The 22,568-nt window shown below is 64.1% G+C and carries 19 protein-coding genes; 10 read left to right on the top strand and 9 right to left on the bottom strand.

The window, feature by feature from the left end; all coding sequences use genetic code 11:
- The first annotated feature begins 11 nt into the window (after positions 1-11).
- Together OJJ21_RS23125 and OJJ21_RS23120 are read left to right on the top strand one after the other, a co-directional pair.
- Positions 12-872, top strand: coding sequence for an acyl-CoA dehydrogenase (locus OJJ21_RS23125; protein ID WP_297690313.1), 861 nt, complete (start codon positions 12-14; stop codon positions 870-872).
- 123 nt (positions 873-995) lie between these two features.
- Entirely contained in the window at positions 996-4,109 is a 3,114-nt protein-coding gene (locus OJJ21_RS23120) for an EAL domain-containing protein (RefSeq protein WP_297690312.1), read from the top strand.
- Between the two features lie 14 nt (positions 4,110-4,123).
- Here OJJ21_RS23120 and OJJ21_RS23115 read toward each other — a convergent pair whose 3' ends face one another.
- Positions 4,124-5,803 (bottom strand): tannase/feruloyl esterase family alpha/beta hydrolase, encoded by a 1,680-nt coding sequence (locus OJJ21_RS23115; RefSeq protein ID WP_297690311.1) that lies wholly within the window; start codon positions 5,801-5,803, stop codon positions 4,124-4,126.
- 220 nt (positions 5,804-6,023) lie between these two features.
- Between OJJ21_RS23115 and OJJ21_RS23110 the strand changes: the two genes are divergently transcribed.
- The gene (locus OJJ21_RS23110; protein WP_297690309.1) at positions 6,024-7,277 is read left to right on the top strand and encodes an MFS transporter; all 1,254 of its coding nucleotides are present in this window, start codon (positions 6,024-6,026) and stop codon (positions 7,275-7,277) included.
- 6 nt (positions 7,278-7,283) lie between these two features.
- Here the strand turns inward: OJJ21_RS23110 and OJJ21_RS23105 are convergent, their stop codons facing one another.
- Both OJJ21_RS23105 and OJJ21_RS23100 read right to left on the bottom strand, forming a co-directional pair.
- Positions 7,284-8,720, bottom strand: coding sequence for an aspartate ammonia-lyase (locus OJJ21_RS23105; RefSeq protein WP_297690307.1), 1,437 nt, complete (start codon positions 8,718-8,720; stop codon positions 7,284-7,286).
- Between the two features lie 182 nt (positions 8,721-8,902).
- On the bottom strand, positions 8,903-9,781 hold the full coding sequence (locus tag OJJ21_RS23100) for an SDR family oxidoreductase (RefSeq protein ID WP_297690305.1): 879 nt from the start codon (positions 9,779-9,781) through the stop codon (positions 8,903-8,905).
- 74 nt (positions 9,782-9,855) lie between these two features.
- Here OJJ21_RS23100 and OJJ21_RS23095 point away from each other — a divergent pair, with 74 nt between their 5' ends.
- The 4 genes from OJJ21_RS23095 to OJJ21_RS23080 all read left to right on the top strand — a co-directional run bounded on the left by OJJ21_RS23095 (position 9,856) and on the right by OJJ21_RS23080 (position 13,730).
- Positions 9,856-10,629 (top strand): SDR family oxidoreductase, encoded by a 774-nt coding sequence (locus tag OJJ21_RS23095; RefSeq protein ID WP_297690303.1) that lies wholly within the window; start codon positions 9,856-9,858, stop codon positions 10,627-10,629.
- Positions 10,630-10,790: 161 nt separating this feature from the next.
- Positions 10,791-12,224, top strand: a complete 1,434-nt coding sequence (locus tag OJJ21_RS23090; RefSeq protein ID WP_297690301.1) for an ATP-binding protein — start codon at positions 10,791-10,793, stop codon at positions 12,222-12,224.
- Between the two features lies 1 nt (position 12,225).
- On the top strand, positions 12,226-13,260 hold the full coding sequence (locus OJJ21_RS23085; RefSeq protein WP_297690299.1) for an alpha/beta hydrolase: 1,035 nt from the start codon (positions 12,226-12,228) through the stop codon (positions 13,258-13,260).
- Positions 13,257-13,730, top strand: a complete 474-nt coding sequence (locus OJJ21_RS23080; protein WP_297690297.1) for an HPP family protein — start codon at positions 13,257-13,259, stop codon at positions 13,728-13,730. Before OJJ21_RS23085 ends, OJJ21_RS23080 begins: the two co-directional genes overlap by 4 nt.
- Here the strand turns inward: OJJ21_RS23080 and OJJ21_RS23075 are convergent.
- From OJJ21_RS23075 to OJJ21_RS23060, 4 genes are all read right to left on the bottom strand, one after another.
- Positions 13,727-14,641 (bottom strand): glycosyltransferase family 9 protein, encoded by a 915-nt coding sequence (locus OJJ21_RS23075; protein WP_297690295.1) that lies wholly within the window; start codon positions 14,639-14,641, stop codon positions 13,727-13,729. The two genes, OJJ21_RS23080 and OJJ21_RS23075, sit on opposite strands and share 4 nt — an antisense overlap.
- A gap of 2 nt (positions 14,642-14,643) precedes the next feature.
- Positions 14,644-15,918 carry an O-antigen ligase family protein gene (locus OJJ21_RS23070; protein WP_297690293.1) on the bottom strand — a complete coding sequence of 425 codons (1,275 nt, stop codon included), beginning with the start codon at positions 15,916-15,918 and terminating at the stop codon, positions 14,644-14,646.
- Positions 15,919-15,929: 11 nt separating this feature from the next.
- Positions 15,930-16,877, bottom strand: coding sequence for a glycosyltransferase family 2 protein (locus OJJ21_RS23065; RefSeq protein WP_297690291.1), 948 nt, complete (start codon positions 16,875-16,877; stop codon positions 15,930-15,932).
- Positions 16,878-16,970: 93 nt separating this feature from the next.
- Positions 16,971-17,252, bottom strand: a complete 282-nt coding sequence (locus tag OJJ21_RS23060) for a hypothetical protein (protein ID WP_297690290.1) — start codon at positions 17,250-17,252, stop codon at positions 16,971-16,973.
- Positions 17,253-17,468: 216 nt separating this feature from the next.
- Between OJJ21_RS23060 and OJJ21_RS23055 the strand changes: the two genes are divergently transcribed.
- Positions 17,469-18,140: a DUF1194 domain-containing protein gene (locus OJJ21_RS23055; protein WP_297690289.1), complete on the top strand. Its 672-nt coding sequence runs from the start codon at positions 17,469-17,471 to the stop codon at positions 18,138-18,140.
- Here the strand turns inward: OJJ21_RS23055 and OJJ21_RS23050 are convergent, their stop codons facing one another.
- Both OJJ21_RS23050 and OJJ21_RS23045 read right to left on the bottom strand, forming a co-directional pair.
- A complete protein-coding gene (locus OJJ21_RS23050; protein WP_297690287.1) occupies positions 18,141-19,550 on the bottom strand; it encodes a saccharopine dehydrogenase C-terminal domain-containing protein in 1,410 nt (469 codons plus the stop codon).
- A 126-nt stretch (positions 19,551-19,676) separates the two neighbouring features.
- Complete coding sequence (locus tag OJJ21_RS23045; protein ID WP_297690285.1) at positions 19,677-20,609, bottom strand: LysR substrate-binding domain-containing protein; 933 nt, start codon at positions 20,607-20,609, stop codon at positions 19,677-19,679.
- 119 nt (positions 20,610-20,728) lie between these two features.
- On the opposite strand from OJJ21_RS23045, the gene speB reads away from it, so the two are divergent.
- Together speB and OJJ21_RS23035 are read left to right on the top strand one after the other, a co-directional pair.
- Complete coding sequence (gene speB, locus OJJ21_RS23040) at positions 20,729-21,778, top strand: agmatinase (protein ID WP_297690283.1); 1,050 nt, start codon at positions 20,729-20,731, stop codon at positions 21,776-21,778.
- Positions 21,775-22,568, top strand: a 794-nt coding sequence (locus OJJ21_RS23035; RefSeq protein WP_297690281.1) for a lyase family protein, incomplete at its 3' end; no start/stop codon positions are given. The genes speB and OJJ21_RS23035, both read left to right, overlap by 4 nt.

The following is a 22,568-nucleotide window of genomic DNA, read 5'->3' as shown; positions in this document are numbered from 1 at the left end:
TCCTCCTGGTCATGGCCGAGAAAACATCGCTGAAAGACTGGATCGGCGGCCAAGATACGGCCGCCGATCTTTTTTTACCCGAACGCTGCATCGCGCTGGCGCATGCGCTCGACCAGTCCGACGAACATCTGGTCGAAGAGGCGCCACTGCCGCCGCTGCGCCACTGGCTGTATTTCTGGCATGCAGCTCAGCGTGCCCGGCTTGGCCGCGACGGTCATCCGGTGCTCGGCGGTTTCCTGCCGGATGTGGGGAAACTCTGGGGCAGTCAGACGCGCCGCATGTGGGCCGGCAGCCGGCTGGAGTTCCATCGTCCGCTGCTGCTCGGCATGCCGACGCGGCGGCTCTCCACGGTGGAAGCGGTGGAAGAGAAAAGCGGCCGCAGCGGCCGACTGGTCTTCGTCACCGTGCGGCATGACATCTTCGATGCCGATACCGTTGCCGTCACCGACCGGCATGACATCGTCTATCGGGAAGAACTTCCCGGCGCCAAACTGCCTGAGCCGGATACGGCGTCCGGCAACTACCAGTGGCAGGCGACCTTCACGGCCGATCCGGTGCTGTTGTTCCGCTATTCGGCACTCACTTTCAACGGCCACCGCATCCATTACGACCGCGACTATGCACGCGACGTAGAAGGCTATCGCGGCCTTGTTGTGCATGGCCCTCTGCTGGCGACCCTGCTGGTCGATTTCGCCACCAGCCTGCGACCTGGCCAGGCACTGAAGCGCTTCAGCTTCCGCGGCCGCCGGCCGGTGATCGACGGCGCGCCGTTCCAGCTGCGTGCGAAAAACGCGCATGACGGCGCGCTCTCCTTATGGATCGCTGATGCCGACGGCGCCCTGGCGATGACGGCGGAAGCCGAATTTCTCTGAAGTTACCGTTTTGTAATCTGGGCGCTCCGCCGAACGCGGCCTAGAGTGGCGCCGTCGTGTTGCGGGTAATTTACTGTCGTATGCAGAGTGGGGCTTCGGCCGGATTGTAGGCTGAATGATACGATGCACGCCTATTCGATCCGCTGGATCCTGATACTCCTTGTCCTGATCGCCGTCGTTCCGGGCGTGATCGGCACGTCATTCGAAATTGCCAGCAGTTTTCAATTGCAACGCCAGAATGCTCTTGAAAGCGCACAGAATGCAGCCGGCGCCGCTGCGCAGCGCGTGGCCAACTTCATCGGCAACAGTGAGGTCATTGTCAGGACCGCTGCCGAGATTCCCGATGCGGCGTCTCTTGATCGCGGTCGCTGCCAGACCACGCTGTCGCAGCTGATGCAGGTTCTGCCGCGTTACGCCAACCTGGTTGCGGTAGATGCCGAAGGTTGGCTGGTCTGCTCCGGAGTGCCGGCGTCGGATGACACGCCACGCCGTATCGATCCCACGTATTATTTTGACCGCATGAAGAGGGATGGCCGGCTGACCGTTGGGTATCCGTCGTCCAGCAGCTTCGTCACGGGACGACGCATTGTCGGAATTTCGCAGCCTCTGTTCGGCTCGCAGCGGGAATTGCGCGGTGCGCTGGTCCTTGCTGTTGATCTGCTGCGTTTCTCGCTGGAGATGCCGGCGAACGTCCGTCTGCGCTACTTCCTGCTCGCCGGCAATGGCGCCGTGGTCACGACGAATTACCAACCGCAGGATCTGGTTGCGAGCCAGCCTGCGCTAAGTCCGTTCTTCGATTTGATGCCGGGGGCTGAGCGTCAGCTGATCGATGTACCAGGACCGGACGGTGCGATGTATCTGGTCGCCAAGGCTGCCGTCCCCGGTTACGACTGGACGATGATCGCGGCAATTGCCAAGCAGGACGCGTTATCAGAAGCCTATCGGCAACTGTGGCGCAGCTCGGCAATCCATGCGGGCATCCTGCTGCTGGGTATTTCCCTGTCGTTCTGGCTGAGCCGGCAGATCGCCGTCCCCATCAAGGATATGGTCGAGACGATCATGAGAATCCAGAAAGGGCTGCGGGTGCGCTTCACCGAACGCGGACCCCTGGAGATTCTGGCGTTGGCGCGACAGGCCAATATCGCCCTGGACGAGGCGCAGCAACGTGACAAGCTGCTGCATATCGCGGATCAGCGCCTCGCCTTCGCCATCGAAGCCAATCAGGATGGCGTCTGGGACTGGGATATTGTCAGCGGTCGGGTGGACTACAGCGAACGCTGGCTGTCGATGCTGGGTTACGGCCCTGGCGAGATCGAAGCCAGCCTCGATGGATTGCGACATCTGGTTCATCCTGACGATGATCCAATGGTCAAGGCTGCGGTTGAGACGCATCTTGCGGGTCAGTCGCCACACTTCACCACCGAACATCGGATGCGCCACAAGAATGGCCATTATATATGGGTGCTGAACCGCGGCGCCATCGTGGATCGCGACGATGACGGTTCGCCGATCCGCATGGTCGGGACGCATACCGATATCGACAACCGGAAAGCGGCCGAGTTCAATCTTCTGAAAGCCGGCGTCGTGTTCGACAAATCGCCTCAGGCGATCATTGTGACGGATGAAAAAAACATCATCCAGCTGGTCAATCCGGCCTTCGAACGTGTGACCGGCTATATGGGTGGCGAGGCGATTGGCCGGAATCCCTCATTCCTGGCCAGTGGCCGGCAGATGCCGGATTTCTACAAGGCGATGTGGCAGCAGCTGATCGAAACCGGCGAATGGCATGGCGAAATCTGGAACCGTCGCAAGGATGGCGCCGCCTATTGCGAATGGTTGACCATCACGCAGATGCGCCATGGCGACCAGATTACCGGGCATATCGGCATGTTCATCGACATCACGCAGCGCAAGGAGGCCGAAGCCCAGGTCGAGTGGCGCGCCAACTTCGATACGCTGACCATGCTGCCGAACCGGCATCTGCTACTTGATCGTATCGATCAGGCCGTCAAGCGCAACCGGCGCGGCGGTTCCGGCGGCGCCGTCATGCTGCTTGATCTCGATCATTTCAAGGAGATCAACGACAGCCTGGGTCATCAGGCCGGAGATGCTGTTTTGATCGAGGTCGCGAGGCGTCTGCAAAAGGTCATGCGCGAGAACGATACAGTTGGCAGACTGGGGGGCGACGAGTTCGTCATCCTGCTGACCGACCTGCCGACAGAGCAGGCCTCTGCCGTGGCCGAGCGCATTCTGCAGGCATTGGCCGTTCCGGTGACCCTGCCGGGGCGTGACCTGCAAACCGGGGCGAGCATCGGCATCGCCATCTACCCCGACGACAGCGACGATCCGAGTGAGTTGCTGCGGCTGGCCGATATGGCAATGTACTCAGCCAAGGCAGCCGGCCGCGGTTCCTGGCAGATGTTCACGCAACAGATGGACCTGCAGTCGCGCCGTCGCCTTGATCTGATTGCCGATATGCGCGTCGCCCTGATGCAGGACCAGATCGAGCTTTTCTACCAGCCGGTCGTCAGCATCGCGACAGGGGAGGTGGTCAAGGCGGAAGGGTTGGCGCGCTGGCGGCATCCCCGGCAGGGCTTCATTCCGCCGGACCAGTTCATTCCATTGGCCGAAGAAACCGGCCTGATCCACCAGTTGGGCCAGATTGTTCTGACGGCCGGCATGGCGGCGCGGCAACGCATCAACGATGCCGGACTGAATTGTCAGATCAGTGTCAACATTTCGTCACGCCAGATTGGTTCACCGACTTTCGCCGCCGAGGTCCGCCGTCTGCTTGTGAACAGCAATATGGCCACAAACCCGATCATTTTCGAGGTGACGGAAAGCCTGCTGCTGTCCGACTTCGAGCGCGCCTGTGCATTGCTTCGCGAATTCGCCGATGCGGGTGCTGTGATTGCGCTTGATGATTTTGGCACCGGCTATTCCAGCCTGAGCTATCTGTATCGCCTGCCGGCCAGTATTCTCAAGATTGATCGCAGCTTCACAATCAATCTGGGCCAACGCTCCGATGTGCGCCGTCTCATGCAGGCCATCATCGACCTCGGCCATGATCTGGGATTCAAGATCGTGGCCGAGGGGGTCGAAACTGCCGAGCAGCGCGACGCATTGCTCGAAATGGGTTGCGACTATGGCCAAGGATACTATTTCGCCAAACCAATGCCGTTCGACGATCTCATGGCGCTGCTTGTCGGAAACTCCCGATTATCAATTCCGGCTTGAGTTGCAGCCAGGGATCACGGCATCGAACACTCGAAGCTGGCGGCGGTGTTCGCATCGCCGCTGCGATAACGCGGGAACATCGGGTAGCGGCACATCGGCCGTGAGGCTGTGGCGGCAAAGGGTGGTGCCGGCTGATGCGCGCTCTGCACCAGATCGCCCGGCATGCGGCCTTTCTCCACCCAGTCGCTCACCACTTCCAGCATATCCACTGCCGAGGGCGCGCCGGTGCCGACATGGTCGGCGCCGGGTGTAATATACAGCCGCATGAAGCGATCCACTGCCGGCTGACCCATCTTTTCGATCACGGACTGGTAATACTGGATACCGGCATAGGGGCTCTGGGCGTAATCGGCCATCTGTTCGGCCACCACCAGCCTGCCGCCGCTCCCGGCAAAGGCCGAGAGATCGGGATTGGTCGAATCCATCAGGCCGGAAATCACCTGCGCGCGTTCGCGGAAACTGTCGGGCGTATACTGGCGTGGATCGTAATTCGGATCGCGGGCGAGGAAATACTGGATCGCGCCGCTGCCATAGAGCCAGGCGCGGCTGTTGGCCGTGGTGGCCGGCATGGTGGGCGGTGCTGTGCCGGTCTGCCAGCTGACCCAGCCGCCGACCGGGCCGGTACCGGCCCAGGCCTCGCCGCCGGTGCCGAAACCGGGATAGCTGCGCACACCATTGGCAAGCTCGAAGCTGAAGTTCACCGAGCTGTGCAGGGTTTGCACCGAGCGGATTTCCGTCTCGGTCAGGCACATCGGATTGCTTGCTGCCGGGCAACGCAGGCGGCTGACATCGAAGATGCGCTTGCAGCCCTCATGGTCGCTGACGATGCCGTCTTTCAGCCCGTCGCGGTCGTCACAGGTGGCCAGCACGGCGTCATGCACCAGCTTCACCTTGTCGGGACTGATCCAGCCCTGGGTGAGCGCGATACCCATGCGGGTGCCGGCGGCTTGCAGGCCGACCCAGTTGATCACCGGCACCCGGCTGAAGATGCCGTCGAAATCGTTGGGATAGCGCTGCGCCATGGTCAGGCCTTCGCGGCCGCCTTCGGAACTGCCGAAGAAATACAGCTTCTCCGGCGCCTTGCCGTAGCGCCGCTTCATCAGCTCGACGGCGACATCGCGCACCTTCTTGTAGGCGGCGTGCGAGAAGTTGACCAAAGCCTCGTCATTCAGCGCAAAGGCCTGCAGCGGCACAGCCGGTGCATTCTGGTGGCCCGAATCCGTGCCGTAGGTGACATAGCCGCGCGCCAGCGGATGCGGTTTATCCGGCCGTGCTGCGGGTGGTAATGCGAGGCCGGTGATCAGCACGCCGTTGAAGCCACCGCCGCCATACTGCAGCGAGCGGCCGTTCCAGTCGCTCGGCAGGTTGACCTGGAAGCGGATCGGCGGCGCCTGCGGGTCGACCGGGGCGATGGCGCCGATGACGCGGCAGTGTTCGGGCAGGGCCGGCACGATCAGCTCGGGCGGCAGCGGTGTGAAGGGCGGGCTGGCGATGGCGCCAGCCGGCGAGGCAGCGGTGAGCGTCGCGCTTGCGACGCTGGCGCCGCGGGTCGGCAGGCCGATGGCGGCCGCATCGATGGGAGCGGTCAGCGCGGCACAGGCGGTGACCGGATCGCGCGGTGGCGTGGCACAGGCGGAAAGCAGCAGGGCAACAGCAGGCAGCACGGCAACAGCCGGCAGACGCAGGGCATGCATGGTTTCCTCCATCGGCCCCTGGCGGGCCGTTGTACGAAGGCTAGGCGCAGCATTGCCATGAGTCAAAACGATTGCATGCTGCATGGCGCCGGAAGTCCAATGGTCATGCGAATATCGCACGTCACAGGCAGTGCACAGCGTGGTATTGTGCGGCCATCTCCAGCGACTTCTGATTCGCCCCGCCCACCCCGCTTCACCATTCCGTCCCGGACCCGCCGCAATGCCGTCGCTCTCCGTTCTGTCGGGGGATCGCCCGCCCGTCGTTCCCCATCGCCTGATCTGGGGACTGGCGGTCGGCCAGATGATTTCCTGGGGCACGCTGTATTACTCCCTCGCGGTGCTGATCGGCCCGATGGAGCAGGAGCTCGGCTGGTCGAAGGTGGAACTGAATGCCGGACTGACCGTCGGTCTGCTCGCCGCCAGCGCGGCAGCAATCCCGATCGGCGCGCTGATCGACCGTTTCGGCGGTTACTGGTTCATGGTGAGCGGCGGCTGCGGCGGGGCACTGCTGCTGGCGGCCTGGTCGATGACCTCGTCGCTGCCGCTCTTCTATGCCATCTGGGCCGGCATCGGCCTGGTGCATGCCTGCACGCTCAGCGAAAGCGCCTACAATATCGTGGTCTCGAACCTGGCCAACCACAAGCGCGGCATCACGCTGATCACCCTGCTGAGCGGGCTGTCGTCCTCGGTCTCGATACCCTTCATCACGCTGTGCAGCGACACGCTCGGCTGGCGTCCGGCGCTGCTGGTGCTGGCACTGATCCATTTCCTGATTCCGGGCCTGGTCAGCGCCTGGGTCCTGCGCGGCATCGGCAGTGCGCGCCAGAAGCAGGTTGCCGAGAGTGCGGGCAGCGACATTGTCCCGGCCCGCAAGCCGCTGCGGCAGATCGCGCTCGACCCGGTCTTCTGGATGCTGGCGGCGGCCTTCGGCGTGCATACCTTCATCGGCAACGGCATCACCTTCCATGTCATCCCGCTGCTGCAGGAGCGCGGCTATGCGATGGGCGTGATCGTCGCCATGCTGGCGATGCACGGGCCGAGCCAGGTGGCGGCGCGCATCGTGCTGCTGCTGGTCGGCAACCGTATCTCGACGGCAGGATTCGGCTATATCGCCTTCAGCCTGATGACGGTCGGCGTGGCGCTGCTCGGCCTCAGCAGCGTGTTCGGCGCCGCCGAGCTGTTCGTCTATGCGCTGATCTACGGCATCGGCACCGGGCTGCTGACGCTGGTGCGCGCCAACAGCGTGATCGAATATCTCGGCGCCTATGGCTATGGCGCCGCCTCGGGCGCGCTGGTGATCGCCATGGCGCTGCCGCGCACCACGGCGGCGGTGGTCTTCGCGCTGCTCTGGCAGGCCAGCGGCAGCTACGATACCGTGCTGTGGATCGCTCTGCTGGTCAGTTGCGCCGGCCTTGCCGCCTTCGGCCTCGCCACGCGCTGGCACAATCGTCGTACGCCCATCCAGGGCCTGTGAGAGCGTTTATGTGCTGGGGGCCACGATCTTGCGGCCGCGCCGGCGCGGCGCGGTCAGCTTGGCGACATCGAGGATGTCGTCGAGCTGTGCCTCGGTGAGCCAGGCCTTCTCGATGCAGAGTTCGCGCACGGTGTGCCCGGTCTTGAGCGCCTCTTTGGCCAGCCATGCCGATTTCTCGTAGCCGATATAGGGATTGAGCGCGGTGACGATGCCGACGCTGGCCTCGACGTGGCGTTTCGCCTGCTCGACATTGGCCTGGATGCCGCTGACGCATTTCTCGGCCAGGGTGCGAGCCGCCCGGACCAGCAGCTGCATGGATGAGAGCACATTGTAGACGATCACCGGCTCCATCACATTGAGCTGTAACTGGCCGGCCTCGGCCGCCATGGTCACCGTGATATCGTTGCCGATCACCTGGAAACAGACCTGGTTGACCACTTCCGGAATCACCGGATTGACCTTGCCCGGCATGATCGAGGAGCCCGGCTGCATGGGCGGCAGCGAAATCTCGTTCAGGCCGCCGCGCGGACCCGAGGAAAGCAGCCGCAGGTCGTTGGCAATCTTGCTGAGCTTGACGGCGATGCGTTTGAGCATGCCGGAATAGAGCACGAAGGCACCCATGTCCCAGCTCGCTTCGATCAGGTTGGCGGCGCGTACCATCTCGACGCCGGAGATGCGCGCCAGTTCCTCGATCGCCAGATTGGAATATTCCGGCTCGGTATTGATGCCGGTGCCCACCGCGGTGCCGCCCAGGTTGATCTCGCGGAACAGCTTGACGATCTCGTCGCCGCGCGCGACATCTTCCTTGATGTTGATGGCAAAGGCCTCGAACTCCTGGCCCAGCGTCATCGGCACGGCATCCTGCAGCTGGGTGCGGCCCAGCTTGATGATATCGGCGAATTCGACGCCGCGCTGGCGGAATTCATAAGCCAGCGCATCCAGCGCCTTCATCAGCTCGGCATGGCTGAGGATGACGCCGAGACGCACCGCGGTCGGATAGACGTCATTGGTCGATTGCGACAGGTTGACGTCGTCATTGGGATGCAGGTGGGCATATTCGCCCTTGTGGAAGCCGAGCAGCTCCAGGCCGCGATTGGCGATCACCTCGTTGGCGTTCATATTGGTCGAGGTGCCCGCGCCGCCCTGAAACACGTCGATGGTGAACCATTCATGCAGCTTACCGTCGATCAGCTCGTCGCAGGCCTTGGCGATGCCCTTGTATTTGTCAGGCTCCAGATAGCCCAGTTTCTTGTTGGCCGCCGCGCAGGCCTTTTTCACCATGCCGAAGGCACGGATCAGGTTCGGATAATGGTTGATGCCGATGCCCGAGATATGGAAGTTGTCGAGCGCGCGCTGGGTCTGGATGCCGTAATAGGCGGCGGCGGGAATTGCCATGTCGCCGAGCGAGTCATGCTCCAGACGGGTTGCCGGATCGCTGCTCATGTCTGCCTCTGCATGCTGTGAACGTGGTCGATCAACCCATGCATTCTGCCTTGCCGTAACGTCAATGCGAAGTCCCCGGCCGGGGATATTTCATTGAAATGCTTATGGTTTCCCATGCAACCAGTGCATGGGACCATATCATGGCAGCTTATCGGACCGCGTGGTGCGCCCGACCGTTCGCATCATACGGTTCGCTGCGCCTTGTCCTTCGCATTGGTGGCCGCGATGGCCTCGCGGATATCCTGCCATTCGGCATCGCTGAGGTCTGTCAGCGCCCCGAAGCCGCCGGCGGAATTGAGCCACTGGCCGCCATCGATGGCGATCACCTCGCCGGTGAGATAGCCGACATCGTCGGCCAGCAGGAAGGCGGCGAGATTGGCCAGTTCCGGCAGGTCGCCGACGCGCCGCATCGGGATGGCGCCGATCATGCGTTTTTCCAGCGCCTCGGTCGGCGCCAGCCGTTTGGTCATGCCTTCGGTGGGGAAGGGGCCGGGCGCGATGGCATTGAGCCGGATGCCCTTCGGTCCCCATTCCACGGCCAGCGACTGTGTCATCGCCGCGATGCCGGCCTTCGACATGGCCGAGGGGATGACGAAGGCGGAACCGGTCCAGACCCAGGTGGTGACGATGGATACCACGCTGCCGCCGCGTCTGGCCGCGATCCAGCGTTTGCCCACGGCCTGGGTCACGTAGAAACTGCCATGCAGCACGATATTGGCGATGGCATCGAAGCCGCGCGGGCTGAGGTCCTCGGTGCGGGCGATGAAATTGCCGGCGGCGTTGTTCACCAGACTGTCCAGCGGGCCATGCGAGTCCCAGATGGCCTGCACCATCTCGTCCACCGCCTGCGCCACGCGGATATCGCAGGCATGGCCGTAGATTTTTCCACCGGTTTCAGCCGCCAGTTCCCGGGCGGTCTCCTGCAACACGCCTTCGCGCCGGCCGCAGATATGCAGTTCGGCGCCTAGCTCCATCAACCGGCGCGCCATCGCCTTGCCCAAGCCGGTACCGCCGCCGGTGATCAGAATGCGTTTGTCCCTGAACAGATCGTTGCGAAACATGTCGCCTCCCATATTCTGTTGATTGACGGAAAGCTTAGCGCAGGCGCCGCAGCGGACGCCATCAGGAGGAAAGTATGGATCTGCAACTCACCGGCAAGGTTGCCATCGTCACCGGCGCCAGCAAGGGCATCGGGCGCGCCATCGCAGAGACTCTCGCAGCGGAAGGCATGAGGCTGGTGCTGGCGGCACGCTCGGGCGACCTGCTCAGGGAGGTTGCCGGCAGCCTGAAGACCGAGAGTCTTGTGCAGGCGGTGGACCTGCGCGATCCCGCGGTGCCGGCGCAACTGGTGGCGGCGACGGTGGAGAAATTCGGTGGCATTGACCTGGTGGTGAACAATGCCGGCGCCACCAAGCGCGGCGATTTCCTGACCCTCACCGACGACGACTGGGCCGATGGCTTCGCACTGAAATTCTTCGGTGCCATGCGGCTCAGCCGGGCGGCCTGGCCGCATCTCAAGGCTCGGCAGGGCAGTATCATCAGCATCATCGGCATCGGTGGTCGCACCGGCCAGGCCGAATTCGCCATCGGCGGGTCGGTCAATGCGGCGGGCATGAATCTGACCAAGGTGCTGGCCGACCGTGGCATTGCCGATGGCGTGCGGGTTAACGCCATCAATCCCGGCGCCATCGCCACCGAACGCCTGCAGGTGCGCATCCGCAACTTCGCCCAGGAGCAGGGGATTGCCGAGGCCGAGGCGGCGGTGAAGCTGCCCCGCAGCATGGGGATCGCCCGGTTCGGCGAACCCGCAGAAATTGCCCGGGCCGTGGCTTTCCTCGCCTCTTCGCGGGCAGCCTACCTGAACGGCGCGGTGATCGACGTGGATGGCGGCCAGACCCGGACACTGTAGTGCCATCGAAGCCCTATTGATTTTTCCCGGCGGGAATGCCACTCCGGATGGATGATGCGTGCACAGAATGTCGCCGCTGACCAGGATGGGGGCTTGTTTGCAATGGACCGGACCGACAGGCCGCAAGCTGACTTGCGGCTGAAGCATTCAGGTGTGCGCTGATGCCGCGCCGCTTCAGTCCGCTCCACATTCAGCCGCAGCCCGATGCACTGGCGGGGGCGGCCCGGCGTTTCGTGCTGGTGCTGGTCGGCACCGTGGTGGCGCTGTCGGTCGTGCTGGCGACGTATTTCTATATCCAGCAGCGCGAATACAACCGTTTCTCGTTCCAGAACGTGATCTGGGATGGCGTGCAGTTCCGCAACGAGCATCAGGCTTACCGGATCAGCCTGCTGGAGGCGCTGTCGGGCGGCAGCCTGCCGGACCTGCAGCAGCATTACGATCTGCTGCTCGGCCGGCTGCAGCAGATCGAAACCGGGCAGGCAGCCGATATCTACCGCGGTGCCCCGGAGCTGCAGGTCCTGCTGCAAAAGATCGAGCCGGCGGTGCGCGGCTGGAGCGGCCGGTTGGCGGCCTTCGCTGCCGGCGACCGTGCGGCAGGCCAGATGCTGCTGACGCAATCGCAGGCTCTGGATGCCGATTTTGATTCCCTCATAGCTGGCGTCAATGCCATTGGCGTGCGTCGGTTGGAACTGTCGCGTGAGCGGCTGTCAGGCCTTTATACCGTGCTGATCGCAGCGGCCATCGTCACCTGGCTGCTGGTGCTGGGCTTCGCCTATGCGCTGATGCGTCAGCTGCGCGCCACTGAACTGGCGCATACTGAGTTGCAGGCGATGACCGCCGATCTGGAGCAGGCGCGGCGCGAAGCAGAAGAGGCCAGCCGGACCAAGTCGAATTTCCTTGCCGCGATGAGCCACGAACTGCGTACGCCGTTGAATGCCGTACTGGGTTTCGCCGATATCATGCGCCAGGGCCTGTTCGGGCCGATCGGTAATGCGCGCTACGCCGATTATATCGACGGTATCGTCAAGAGCGGCCAGCACCTGCTGTCGCTGATCAATGATGTGCTCGACATGTCGCGGGTCGAAGCCGGCAAGCTCGACCTCAGCGAGGATGAACTCGATGTTCTGCAGGCGGTCGACGAGGCACTTGATCTGGTCGGCGTTACCGCCGATGGCAAGGGCGTTGCGCTGCAGCGCGCCCTGCCTGCCGTGCTGCCGCGTCTGCTGGCCGATGAACGGCTGCTGCGCCAGATGCTTCTCAACCTGATCAGCAATGCTATCAAGTTCACCCCGGAAGGCGGCAGCATCGAGATCGCTGCGGCGGTGCTGACCGATGGCGGGCTGGCGATCCGCGTGCGTGACACCGGCGTCGGCATGACCGACCACCAGCTCAAGCGCGTTTTCGAGCCGTTTTCGCAGGGCGACTCCCTGCGTGCGCGCGAAGCCGGCGGCAGCGGCCTTGGACTGCCGATCACCCGCCGTCTGATCGAACTGCATGATGGCCAGATCCACCTCTCCAGCCGTAAGAGTGCCGGTACCACCGCGACGCTAATTTTTCCGGCCACTCGGGTGCGCTTGCTGGCCGGAGCGATTTGATTTGGGCCGCCTGATGCAATGCCGGCTCGGCCGGATTGGCGCGTTGCTGCTGATCGGCTGGCTGGCGGCCTGCGCGCCGCGCCTGCAGCCACCCGGCGAGATGACGACGGTGCCGGTCGTGACGCCGAACGAAAGCGCCTGGCAGGCCAGCGACGGCCGCATGCTGCCGCTGCGCCGCTGGTTACCCGCCGATGGCGGCGCGCCGCAGGCGATCGTGCTCGCCCTGCATGGCTTCAACGATTACAGCAACGCCTTCACTGAGGCGGCCGAATGGTGGGCGCAGCATAACCTCGCGACTTACGCATTGGATCAGCGCGGCTTTGGCCGTTCGCAACATATTGGCCTGTGGCCGGGCGAGGATCGGCTGGCCGACGATCTGGTCGAATTGCACGCGGTGCTGCGCCAGCGCCATCCCGGCCTGCCGATTGTCTGGCTCGGCGAAAGCATGGGCGGTGCCGTCGTGCTGCATGGCCTGATGCGCCATCCGGCCGTGCGGCCTGTCGGAGCCGTGCTGGTGGCGCCCGCCGTCTGGGGTCGCACCAGTATGCCGTTGCTCTATCGCGTCGCGCTGTTTGTCTCCAGCTATACGATTCCGTGGAAGACCTTCACCGGCAGCGGACTGAAAATTCAGGCGTCCGACAATATCGAGATGCTGCGCCGGCTGTCGCGCGATCCGCTGTTCATCAAGGCAACGCGTGTCGATGCCATCCACGGCCTGGTGAACCTGATGGACGAGGCGGCACTGGCGCGGCCGACCGGACTGCCACTGCTGCTGCTCTACGGTGTGAAGGACGAGGTGATCCCCAAGCCGCCGGTCGAAGACTTCGTCGAGGCGCTCAAGGCGACGCCGGGCGTGGACATGCGTGTCGCGGTTTACGGACAGGGCTGGCATATGCTGCTGCGCGATCTGCAGGCTGAGACGGTGTGGCGCGATGTCGCCGCCTGGATCGGCAACCACCGCGCCACGTTGCCATCCGGCGCGGAACGCGGCAGTCTGCCGCTGTTCAGCGAGGCGGAAAAGCAGGAGCGGGAATGACCGGGTTGACGCGTGCGGCCATGCTGGATGCACTGTGGGTTGCCTGCGGCATCGTTCCCTGCCTTGCCCTGGTGCTGTGGCTGATCGATGCGGAACACGGTCTGGCACTCACTTCGCTGGGCAGCACCGCGATCCTGCTCTTCTGCTTCCCGACCCATGAAGGTTCGCGCCCCGTCGCCGTGCTGGCGTCGCATCTGCTGGGTGCCGCGCTCGGTATCGCGCTGCTGCAGCTGTTTGGCAGCAATGTCTGGACCATGGGCGCCGGCGTGGCCCTCATCGCCATCGTCATGAAGCTGCTCAACATCATGCACCCGCCGGCCGGCGCCAATCCGCTGATCGTGCTGAACCTGAAAAGCGACTGGCTGTTTCTGGCCTATCCGCTGCTGCCGGCACTGCTGATCATGCTGGTGGCGGTGCTGGTCTGGAGTCGGCTGCGCCCTGGCCCGCGCTGGCCGCAGCGTTGGGTTTAACGCGCTGGCGGCAGGGCCGCGATGGCATCGGCTACAGTCAGATTCTGCAGGCTGGGGCGTTGCAGCAGTCGCACCCAGTCGCCGCGGGGCGACACCTTGCGCGGGTCGGACTCGGCGGAATACAGCACCAGCGACGGGCAGCCGGCCGCGGCGATAATATGCATCGGCCCGGTATCGTTGCCGACACAGAGGCTGGCGACGCGTCCCAGCGTGGCCAGGTCGGCGATCGAGGTCTGGTCGCACAGGCTGATGGCAGCGGGGCAGGCGGCGAGGATGGCCTCGATCTCGGCGCGTTCGGCGGCCCGGCCGATCAGCACCGGCGTCATACCCTGCGTCAGCAGGTGGTGCCCGAATGCGGCGAAATGCCCGACCGGCCAGCGCTTCGCCGGGCGATGCGGTGCGCCGCCGGGCACCAGCAGCGCGAAATGCGCCGGCAGGCTGAACCGCGCGATGTCGGCCTGCAGGAAAGTCAGGTCGGGCAGGCCCGGATCGGCAATGCCGACCAAGGCAAGCTGGCGGCGGCGCAACTCGGCGATATGCATCGGCTCGGTCGGATCGGGGATGTGGTAACGGCAGCCCGGTGCATTGCCGACCCAGATGTCGCGCGGTGCCCCCAGCAGGCGGTAATAGCCTTTGGTGCGCTGGCTGCCCTGCAGGTCGTAGATGCGGCTGAAGCCTGCGCCGCGAATACGGCGCAGCAGGCGCCAGAGCTGCAGCGGCTGCCAGAATTTCGGCCGCGGATCGGTCCAGACCTCGTCAGCCAGCCCTGAGCGTTGCAGCAGATCGACATACGGCGCCGTGGTCAGCAGCACGATGCGTTCCCCGGCATGATGCTGGCGGATCGCGCGCAGCAGCGGCAGGGCCATGATCATGTCGCCGAGCGCCGAATGCTTGATGACCAGGATTGTCATGGTCAGGCTGTGTCTTTGAGTCCAAGCCGGGCGACAGCCATGGTGAGGGAGAGGCTGCACCAGAAAACCAGCGCCGGCCAGTTGCTGAACAGGCTCTGGCTGGCGATCAGCGGGAACAGCAACACGACCATGCAACCGGCCACCAGCACGCCGATCACTCGTGCCGTCGCTGTGCCGCGCAGCAACGGCCAGGCGGCCAGCAGCAGCAGCACAAGGAAAACAAGATAACCCAGCAGGCCGGCGGCACCGGTTTCGGCCAGCCACTCGATATAGACATTGTGCGGATGTGTCGGGCAGCCATCGGAAACCGAACTGCCGGAAACTGCCCAGCAGGCATCTCCGAAATTCTTCATGCCGGCCCCGAAGATGGGATAGGTGCGCCAGACATCGATACCGATGCCGAACAATTCGGCGTAATGCGATTCGGAGAAATGCCTGAGTACACCGCCCAGCTGCATGATGCGGCCCAAGATGCGTTCGCTGGTCGCAGCGATGGCGGCAATAACGATGCAGACCAGGAGCAGGGCAGACAGACCGTACAGCCGGTAGCGCGGGAAGATCAGGATGCCACCCAGGCCGGCTGTCAGCAGCCCGGCCACAGCCAGCAGGGCGGCCGAACGTTCGCCGGTCAGCAGGACAAAGGCAAAGCCGGCACCGGCCAGGAGTGCAGCGCCGGTCCAAATGGCGCGCGAACGCACATCGGGCAGCAACAACGGCGCGACGGCCAGCAGCGGGAAGCCGATACGCGTCACGAACATACCGATATTGGGTCGCTCCAGCGGTCCGGTAAGGCGCACCAAATTATACATCGGGTTGCCGGTCAGTGATGTGCCGTGTAGCAGCTGCACCGTGCCGTCGATGATGCAGAAAGCAATGGTGACAGCCCAGAGCCCGACGATGATCCGCAGGTCGTTGCGCGACTGGATCAGCCAGGTGATAACCGCGGCGAAGAGCAGGGCAAAGCGCAGCCAGACGATGCTGCGCGAGAATGACTGCGCCGGTTCGACCGCCAGCGGCGAGACCAGCAGGTTGAGCATCAGCCAGATGACAAGCAGGACAGCCAGCAGCGGATGGGTTGCCAGGCCCCATTGTCGTTTGGCGATGACAACCGCCAGGAAACTGACGCCGATGATGCTGGCTGCCGCATCGGCACCGCCGCGCCAGAACAGCAGCAGGACTGGCAGCAGCGCAAACAGCCCTTGATTGATCCGGCGCAGTGTCGCGGTCCAGTCCTGGGTGACAGGCAGTTCAAGCGGCGCGATATCTGTTCTGATCATGAGGCGGACAACTAAGCGCGTGTATGGGCAGCAGGGGCGTGGCGGATACCGGGCAGGCTGCGGAACGCCGCCGCCGCCTGATCCAGAAATTCCGACGTCACGGCGAAGCCGGCTTTACCCAGCAGGTATGCCCGCAGTACCGCAAGCTGCGCAAGAGGCAGGCCGCTGCGCCGCACGGCCTTCCAGGCGACCGAGGCGCAGGTGGCGGCGATCAGTCGGCGCTGCCCGGCCGGCAATGCCGGCTGGTCGCACAGCAGATTGTAATAGGCAAAAAAGCGATCGTGATGCTGCTGCCGTTTGTCAGCTGAGAGATGTGAGGCCGCCTGCGGCGCACAGGTCATGCCACCGCGGAAATCGACCATCTGGCGCGCCGTGGCTGCCAGGCGCAACGGCAGCGACTCATCCTGGATGAACAGCCGTTCGTCGCAGCCGCCGGCCGCGCGGAACAGCGCCGTCTCGACCAGCCAGGCCATGCGCACGAAGCCGCGCCCGCGGAGTATCATCTGCAGTGGCCGGTCGCTGGTGCCGCAATCCGGCATGGCGCCAAGCGGCGCAGGGACGAGTTGGGCGGCGGGCAGGGTGGAACGTAGCACCTTGCCGTGAACCATGTCGGCATCGTGCTGCTGCATCGCGTGGCGCATCAGAGCAACGGCATCGGGCACGATCAGTTCGTCGGCATCGATCAGGCAGAGCAGGCGGCCGCGGGCCAGGGCGGCGCCCTGGTTGAGCCGGATGCTCGGCCCGGCATTGGCGGCATTGCGCAAGACGGTCACGGCGGGCAGGGCGGACGCCTCCTGTTCCAGCACGGCGACCGAGGCATCGGACGACGAATCATCGACGAAGATATATTCTGCATCCGGCGCCGGCTGCTGTGCCGCCAGCGCACGGATGACATACGGCAAGACATCGGCCTTGTTGTAGACCGGGATGACGAAACTGATTTCAGGCAAGGCAGTCATCGGCTAAGCCGCAGGCTGGACGGATAACGGGACCGTTCCGCCGAATACTGGCTTTCGGGCCTGTGTACAAGCTTGACCTGCGGAACGGATGGCTCAGGCGATAATGTAGACCGACATCGATGGTGGCTGCCGGGCAATCCCATAGCCGTTATAGGTAATCGGTGCCTCGTGGAATTCGCGCACTGTTGCCTCCTGCTCGGCCCGGGCCTTTTCCGGTCCGCCCAGCTCGGCGCGGATTCTCAGCAGTTCCTGCAGCATGATTTCGGCACCGGCCACGCCATTGATGCTGCCGACCAGCTCCGAACGCGACTGCAGGCCGGCCGGCAGGATCAGCTTGGCGGCTGTGGCAGAGAGCTGTGGCGCTAGACTTGGCATAACAATAAGGTTACCAAATGGTTTATCCACAGGAAAGGATGTGGTTTCCCCATTCTTATCAATAAGTTAAGAACGCGTTCCGGATCGCTCTGCATCCGATGACCCGGGGGCGCGGATTTTTGCTATCGTCGCGACATGCCGCCGGGCGACAGCGCAAACGCTGAAAATCGCAGACCGGACCGCCGATCCCTGCTGATCGCCGCCGGCGCATCTCTCATGACGCTTCCCTTTCTGCCGCCTGCACTGGCGCAGCGCCGGCCCGTCGATCTGGCCCTGGCTCTGGCTGCGGACTGCTCAGGCAGCGTGCATGCCGAACATTACTCTCTGCAGCAACGTGGCTATGCCGAAGCCTTCCGCAGTCCCGAAGTGATCAAGGCGATCCGCTCCGGCATTCATGGCGCCATTGCCGTCGCCTTTTTCCAGTGGTCGGGCTATGCGCTGCAGAACCTCATCCTGCCGTGGACGGTGCTGCGCAGCGACGAGGAGATCGCAGGCTTTGCCATGCAGATGGAGCGCGCCGAACGCACCATTTTCGGTGGCGGCACCTCGCCGACCGGTGCGATCGAATACGGCCACCGCCTGCTGAGCGATCTGCCTGTGCAGACGACCCGCCGCGTGATCGATGTTTCAGGCGATGGCCGCAACAATACCGGCCCGCCTCCGGCGGAGGCGCGCAAGGCTGCGGTGGCGGCCGGCATTATCATCAACGGTCTGCCGATCCTGCATATGGAGCCGGATATCGACGACTACTATGAGAAGAACGTGATCGGCGGGCCGGGCGCCTTTCTGGTGCCGGCCCGCGACTATGGGGCTTTCGCCGCGGCAGTGCGGCGAAAGCTGGTGCTGGAAATCGCCGGCATCAAGGCCGGCGCCATCCTTCGCGGCTGATCAGATCACACGGAAATTCTTGAACTGCCAGGGATCGTTGCGGTCCAGGTCTTCGGGGAACAGCGTTTCGCGATCCTGCAGCGGCGTCCAGTCGCTGTATTCCCCGGCCATCTCGCCGAGATACGGCCGGCAGATCTCCATGATGCGGGCATGGTCGAGCTCATCGGCCTCCACCAGTCCGGCATTCGGATTTTCCATCGCCCAGATCAGGCCGCCAAGCACGGCAACGGTTACCTGCAAGCTGGTGGCGTTGTTATGCGGCGCCAGCCTGCGCGCGTCCTCGATGGTCAGACGCGAGCCGTACCAGTAGGCGCCTTTCTTGTGGCCCATCAGCAGCACGCCGAGTTCGTCCATGCCGCTGGTGATCTCGTCCATCATCAGGCGCTTGCGCGACTGCATTTCCCAGTTCTTGCCGGCGATCTCATGCACCGACAGCACGGCATCGTCGGCCGGGTGATAGGCGTAATGCACGGTCGGACGATAGGCGACCTTGTCGCCGCTCTTCACTGTATAGTAGTCGGAGATCGAGATCGCCTCGTTATGCGTCACCAGAAAGCCGTGGAACGGGCCTTCCAGCGGGGTCCAGGTGCGCACCTTGGTGCCGGCGCCAGGGCGCAGCAGATAGATCGCGGAATCGCAGCCGAAGTCGTGGCGGCGAGCGTCAACCGGCATCTGCTTCTCGTGGCTGCCCCAGCCGAGTTCGGCCGGCTGGCAGCCTTCGCCGACAAAACCGTCGATCGACCAGGTGTTGACGAATTCGTCGCGTTCCTTGGGCTTGTGCTCGGCCACCTGGGTGTCGCGCTCGGCAATATGGATCACCTTGACGCCGAGTGTTTGCGCCAGTGCGCCCCAGCCGGCGCGATCCTTCGGCACCGCGATGCTGACTCCGGTGTCTTTGGCGATGTTGAGCAGGGCGTCCTTGACGAAATGCGACACCAGGCCGGGATTGGCGCCATGGGTCAGCACTGCGGTCGGGCCGTTCCGGTATTTCTCGATCAGTGTGCGGGCAGAATCGCGCAGCGCGTAGTTGGATCGCTGCGATGGCGTCTTGCTCGGATCGGTATAGCCGCCGGCCCAGGGCTCGATGCAGGTGTCGAGATACATGGCGCCGAATTCCTGCGCCAGTTCGATCAGGGCGACGGAGGAAACGTCGACCGAGAGATTCAGCAGGTAGTCACCCTTGCCGAGCAGCGGTTGCAGCACACTGCGGTAATTGTCGCGCGTGAGGGCAATCTTCTCGAAGCGGATACCGTATTCGTTTGCCACATCATGGCCGCGCTCTTCCGCGGTGACGATGACAATGCGCTCGGCCGGCATGTCGATATGGCGCAGGATCAGCGGCAGCACGCCCTGACCGATGCTGCCGAAACCGACGATCACCAGGCGGCCGGCAAACGACACATGCTTCATGATTGATAGTCTCCTCAAATCCGGGGAATCGCCTTCTAATGCAGCTTGGCGCGGCATACCAGACCGGGATGACAGAATCGAGACGGTCGCGGCCGGGAAAATGGTCGAAAAGCGCCTCGGCCAGCCTTAAAGTGCGGCGAAACAGTCCCGGATCCACTGGCGCAGCAGCGTCACGGCCGGCTTGGTTTCCGATTCCGGGCGGGTGACCAGGTAGAAGCTGTTGGCAGCCCGCGTGCTGTGGTCCACCGGGCGGACCAGCGTGCCTTCGGCCAGGTAGCGCGAGGTGGTGACATTGTCGCCGATGGCGATGCCGAAGCCCGCCGCGCTCATCTCGATGGCGGTCAGCGCATTGCCCAGATAATGCCGGGGACCCAGGGCCAGCCGGGCCCGGCCGCTGCTGGCAATCCATTTGTCCCATTCGTCTCCGTTGTCGGCGCAGAGGATCGGCATGTTCTCCAGCAGGGCGAAGCCGCCTGTGCCCCGCTTGTTTGACTGGCCTTCCAGCAGCACCGGGCTGCAGACCGGGATCAGCTGCACGTCGCACAGATGATCGACGATCTGCGCCGGCCAGCGGCCATCGCCATAGCGGATCGAGAGATCGACGGGTGCTGCGCGGGCCGGGCGCGGATCGGTCGCCGGGATCAGTCGCAGCTGCAGGCCGGGATGGCGCGCCAGCAGTGGACCGATCTGGCGCACCAGCCACAGCGTGGCCAGCGCCGGCGGCGCGCTGACCACCACTTCGCCGCCGGTCTCGCCGGCCGCCATGCTGCGGGTCGCCTCGGTCAGCAGGTCGAAGGCCTGCTGCAACGGCTGGAGAAGCGCAGCGCCGGCCGGCGTCAGCGTCAGGCGGTTGCCGCGGCGCTCGAACAGCGGGGCTTCGGTCATCGCCTCCAGCTGGCGCACGTGCTGGCTGATCGCACCATGGGTGACGTTCAGCTCCTCGGCCGCCCGGGTCATCGACTGGTGCCGGGCGGCGGCCTCGAAGGCGCGCAGCGCGTTGAGCGGCGGCAGGCGCGAGGCCGGCTGGCGCTTCCGATAGTTTTTCTCTCGAAGTCCCATGCCGATAAACTCGCTTGTATAAGCGCCATCGTCCAGCGCAAAGTTGTCATGCGACGGTAAACAGGGCCGCGCGATAGAAAAGCTCCCAGCAGCAGCGTTACGGAGCAGGGGTACCCGGCATGGACAAGGCCAGACTTGCGGCATTGCGCGAGAAATACGGCACCGCCAAAGGCGGCGATATATACGACCCCGACTTCGCCCGCGTGGCGACGCAGATTTTCCTCGACCCGGAACGGCGCAAATGGCCGTTTGCCGATGTTGCCACCTTTGTCGGTTCGACCTATCGCCCGATCCAGTCCGATGCGGATTTCGCCGGGCTGGACTGCTGCCTGGTCGGCGTACCGATGGATCTCGGCGTCACCAATCGTGCCGGCGCCCGCATGGGCCCGCGTGCGGTGCGCGGCATCGAGCGGATCGGACCCTATGAGCATGTGCTGCGCCGCGCGCCGCTGGGCGAGATCAAGGTGGCCGATATCGGTGACGTGCCGATGCGCAGCCGTTTCGACCTTGCCGCCTGCCATGCCGATATCGAAGCCTATTACAAGCGCATCCATGCCGCCGGCGTGATCCCGCTCTCGGTCGGCGGCGATCACTCCGTCACCCTGCCGATCATGCGCGCCCTGGGTGCCGAGCGGCCGCTCGGCATGGTGCATATCGATGCCCATTGCGATACCAGCGGCGAATACGAGGGCACCAAATTCCATCATGGCGGCCCGTTCCGCCAGGCGGTGCTGGATGGCGTGCTCGATCCGGAACGCTGCATCCAGATCGGTATCCGCGGTGCCGCCGAATATCTGTGGGAATTTTCAGCGGAAAGCGGCATGACCGTAATCCATGCCGAGAAAATCGACGGCATGGGGATTCCCGCCGTGATCGAGACAGCCCGCAGGGTGATCGGCGACGGGCCGCTCTATGTGACCTTCGATGTGGATGGCCTCGATCCCGCTTTCGCGCCGGGGACCGGCACGCCGGAAGTGGGCGGTCTGACACCGCGCGAGGCGCAGGCGATCCTGCGCGGCCTCGCCGGCCTCGATATCGTCGGCGGCGATGTGGTGGAAGTGGCGCCGCAGTATGATGCCAGCACGGTGACGGCGCAGGCCGCCGCCCAGATGCTGTTCACGCTGCTTTGCCTCGTTTCGATCAGGAAGACCGGCGGGGTGGCGGCATGAACGGCAACAATCATGGCGAGGAACCGACCCGGCTGTGGGGTGCGCGCTTCCGCTCGCCGCCGGATCCGGCCCTGCTGGCGCTGTCGCGCTCGCCGCAGAGCCACCATCGCCTGATCCCCTATGACATCACCTCGTCGATGGCGCATGCCCGCGAACTGGAACGCGCCAAACTGCTGACGGCGGATGAATGCAAAGCCATCGTCGACTCGCTGCAGGAGATTCTGTCTGATCACGCTGCCGGCCGGATCGCGCCGACGGAAGCCGATGAAGACATCCATACCTTCGTCGAGCGCGTGATGACCGAACGGCTCGGTCCGGTGGGCGGCAAGCTGCGGGCCGGGCGTTCGCGCAACGATCAGGCTGCCAACGACCTGCGGCTGTATCTGCGGGTGCAGGCGCGGCGCCTGTCGGCCATGATTCTCGATCTCCAGGCGGCGCTGACCGCGCAGGCCGAAACGCATATCGACACCATCGCGCCGGGCTTCACCCATCTGCAGCCGGCCCAGCCGATCCTGTTCGCGCATCAGCTGCTCGCCCATGCCCAGGCTTTCGCCCGCGATATCGCGAGACTGCAGGACTGGGACAAACGTTTCGACCGTTCGCCGCTCGGCGCTGCAGCACTTGCCGGTTCGGCGATTGCCATGCACCCGGAGCTGGCGGCGAAAGAGCTTGGCTATGACCTGCCGACCGAGAATTCTATCGATGCGGTCGGCAACCGCGACCATGTCGCCGAATTTCTCTTTGCCATTGCCATGCATGGCGTGCATCTGTCGCGCCTGTCGGAAGAAAT

Source organism: Ferrovibrio sp. (assembly GCF_025869515.1).
GTDB lineage: Bacteria > Pseudomonadota > Alphaproteobacteria > Ferrovibrionales > Ferrovibrionaceae > Ferrovibrio.
The sequence above is the reverse complement of the archived record's forward strand: the minus strand, read 5'-3'. Positions and strand labels throughout refer to the sequence as shown.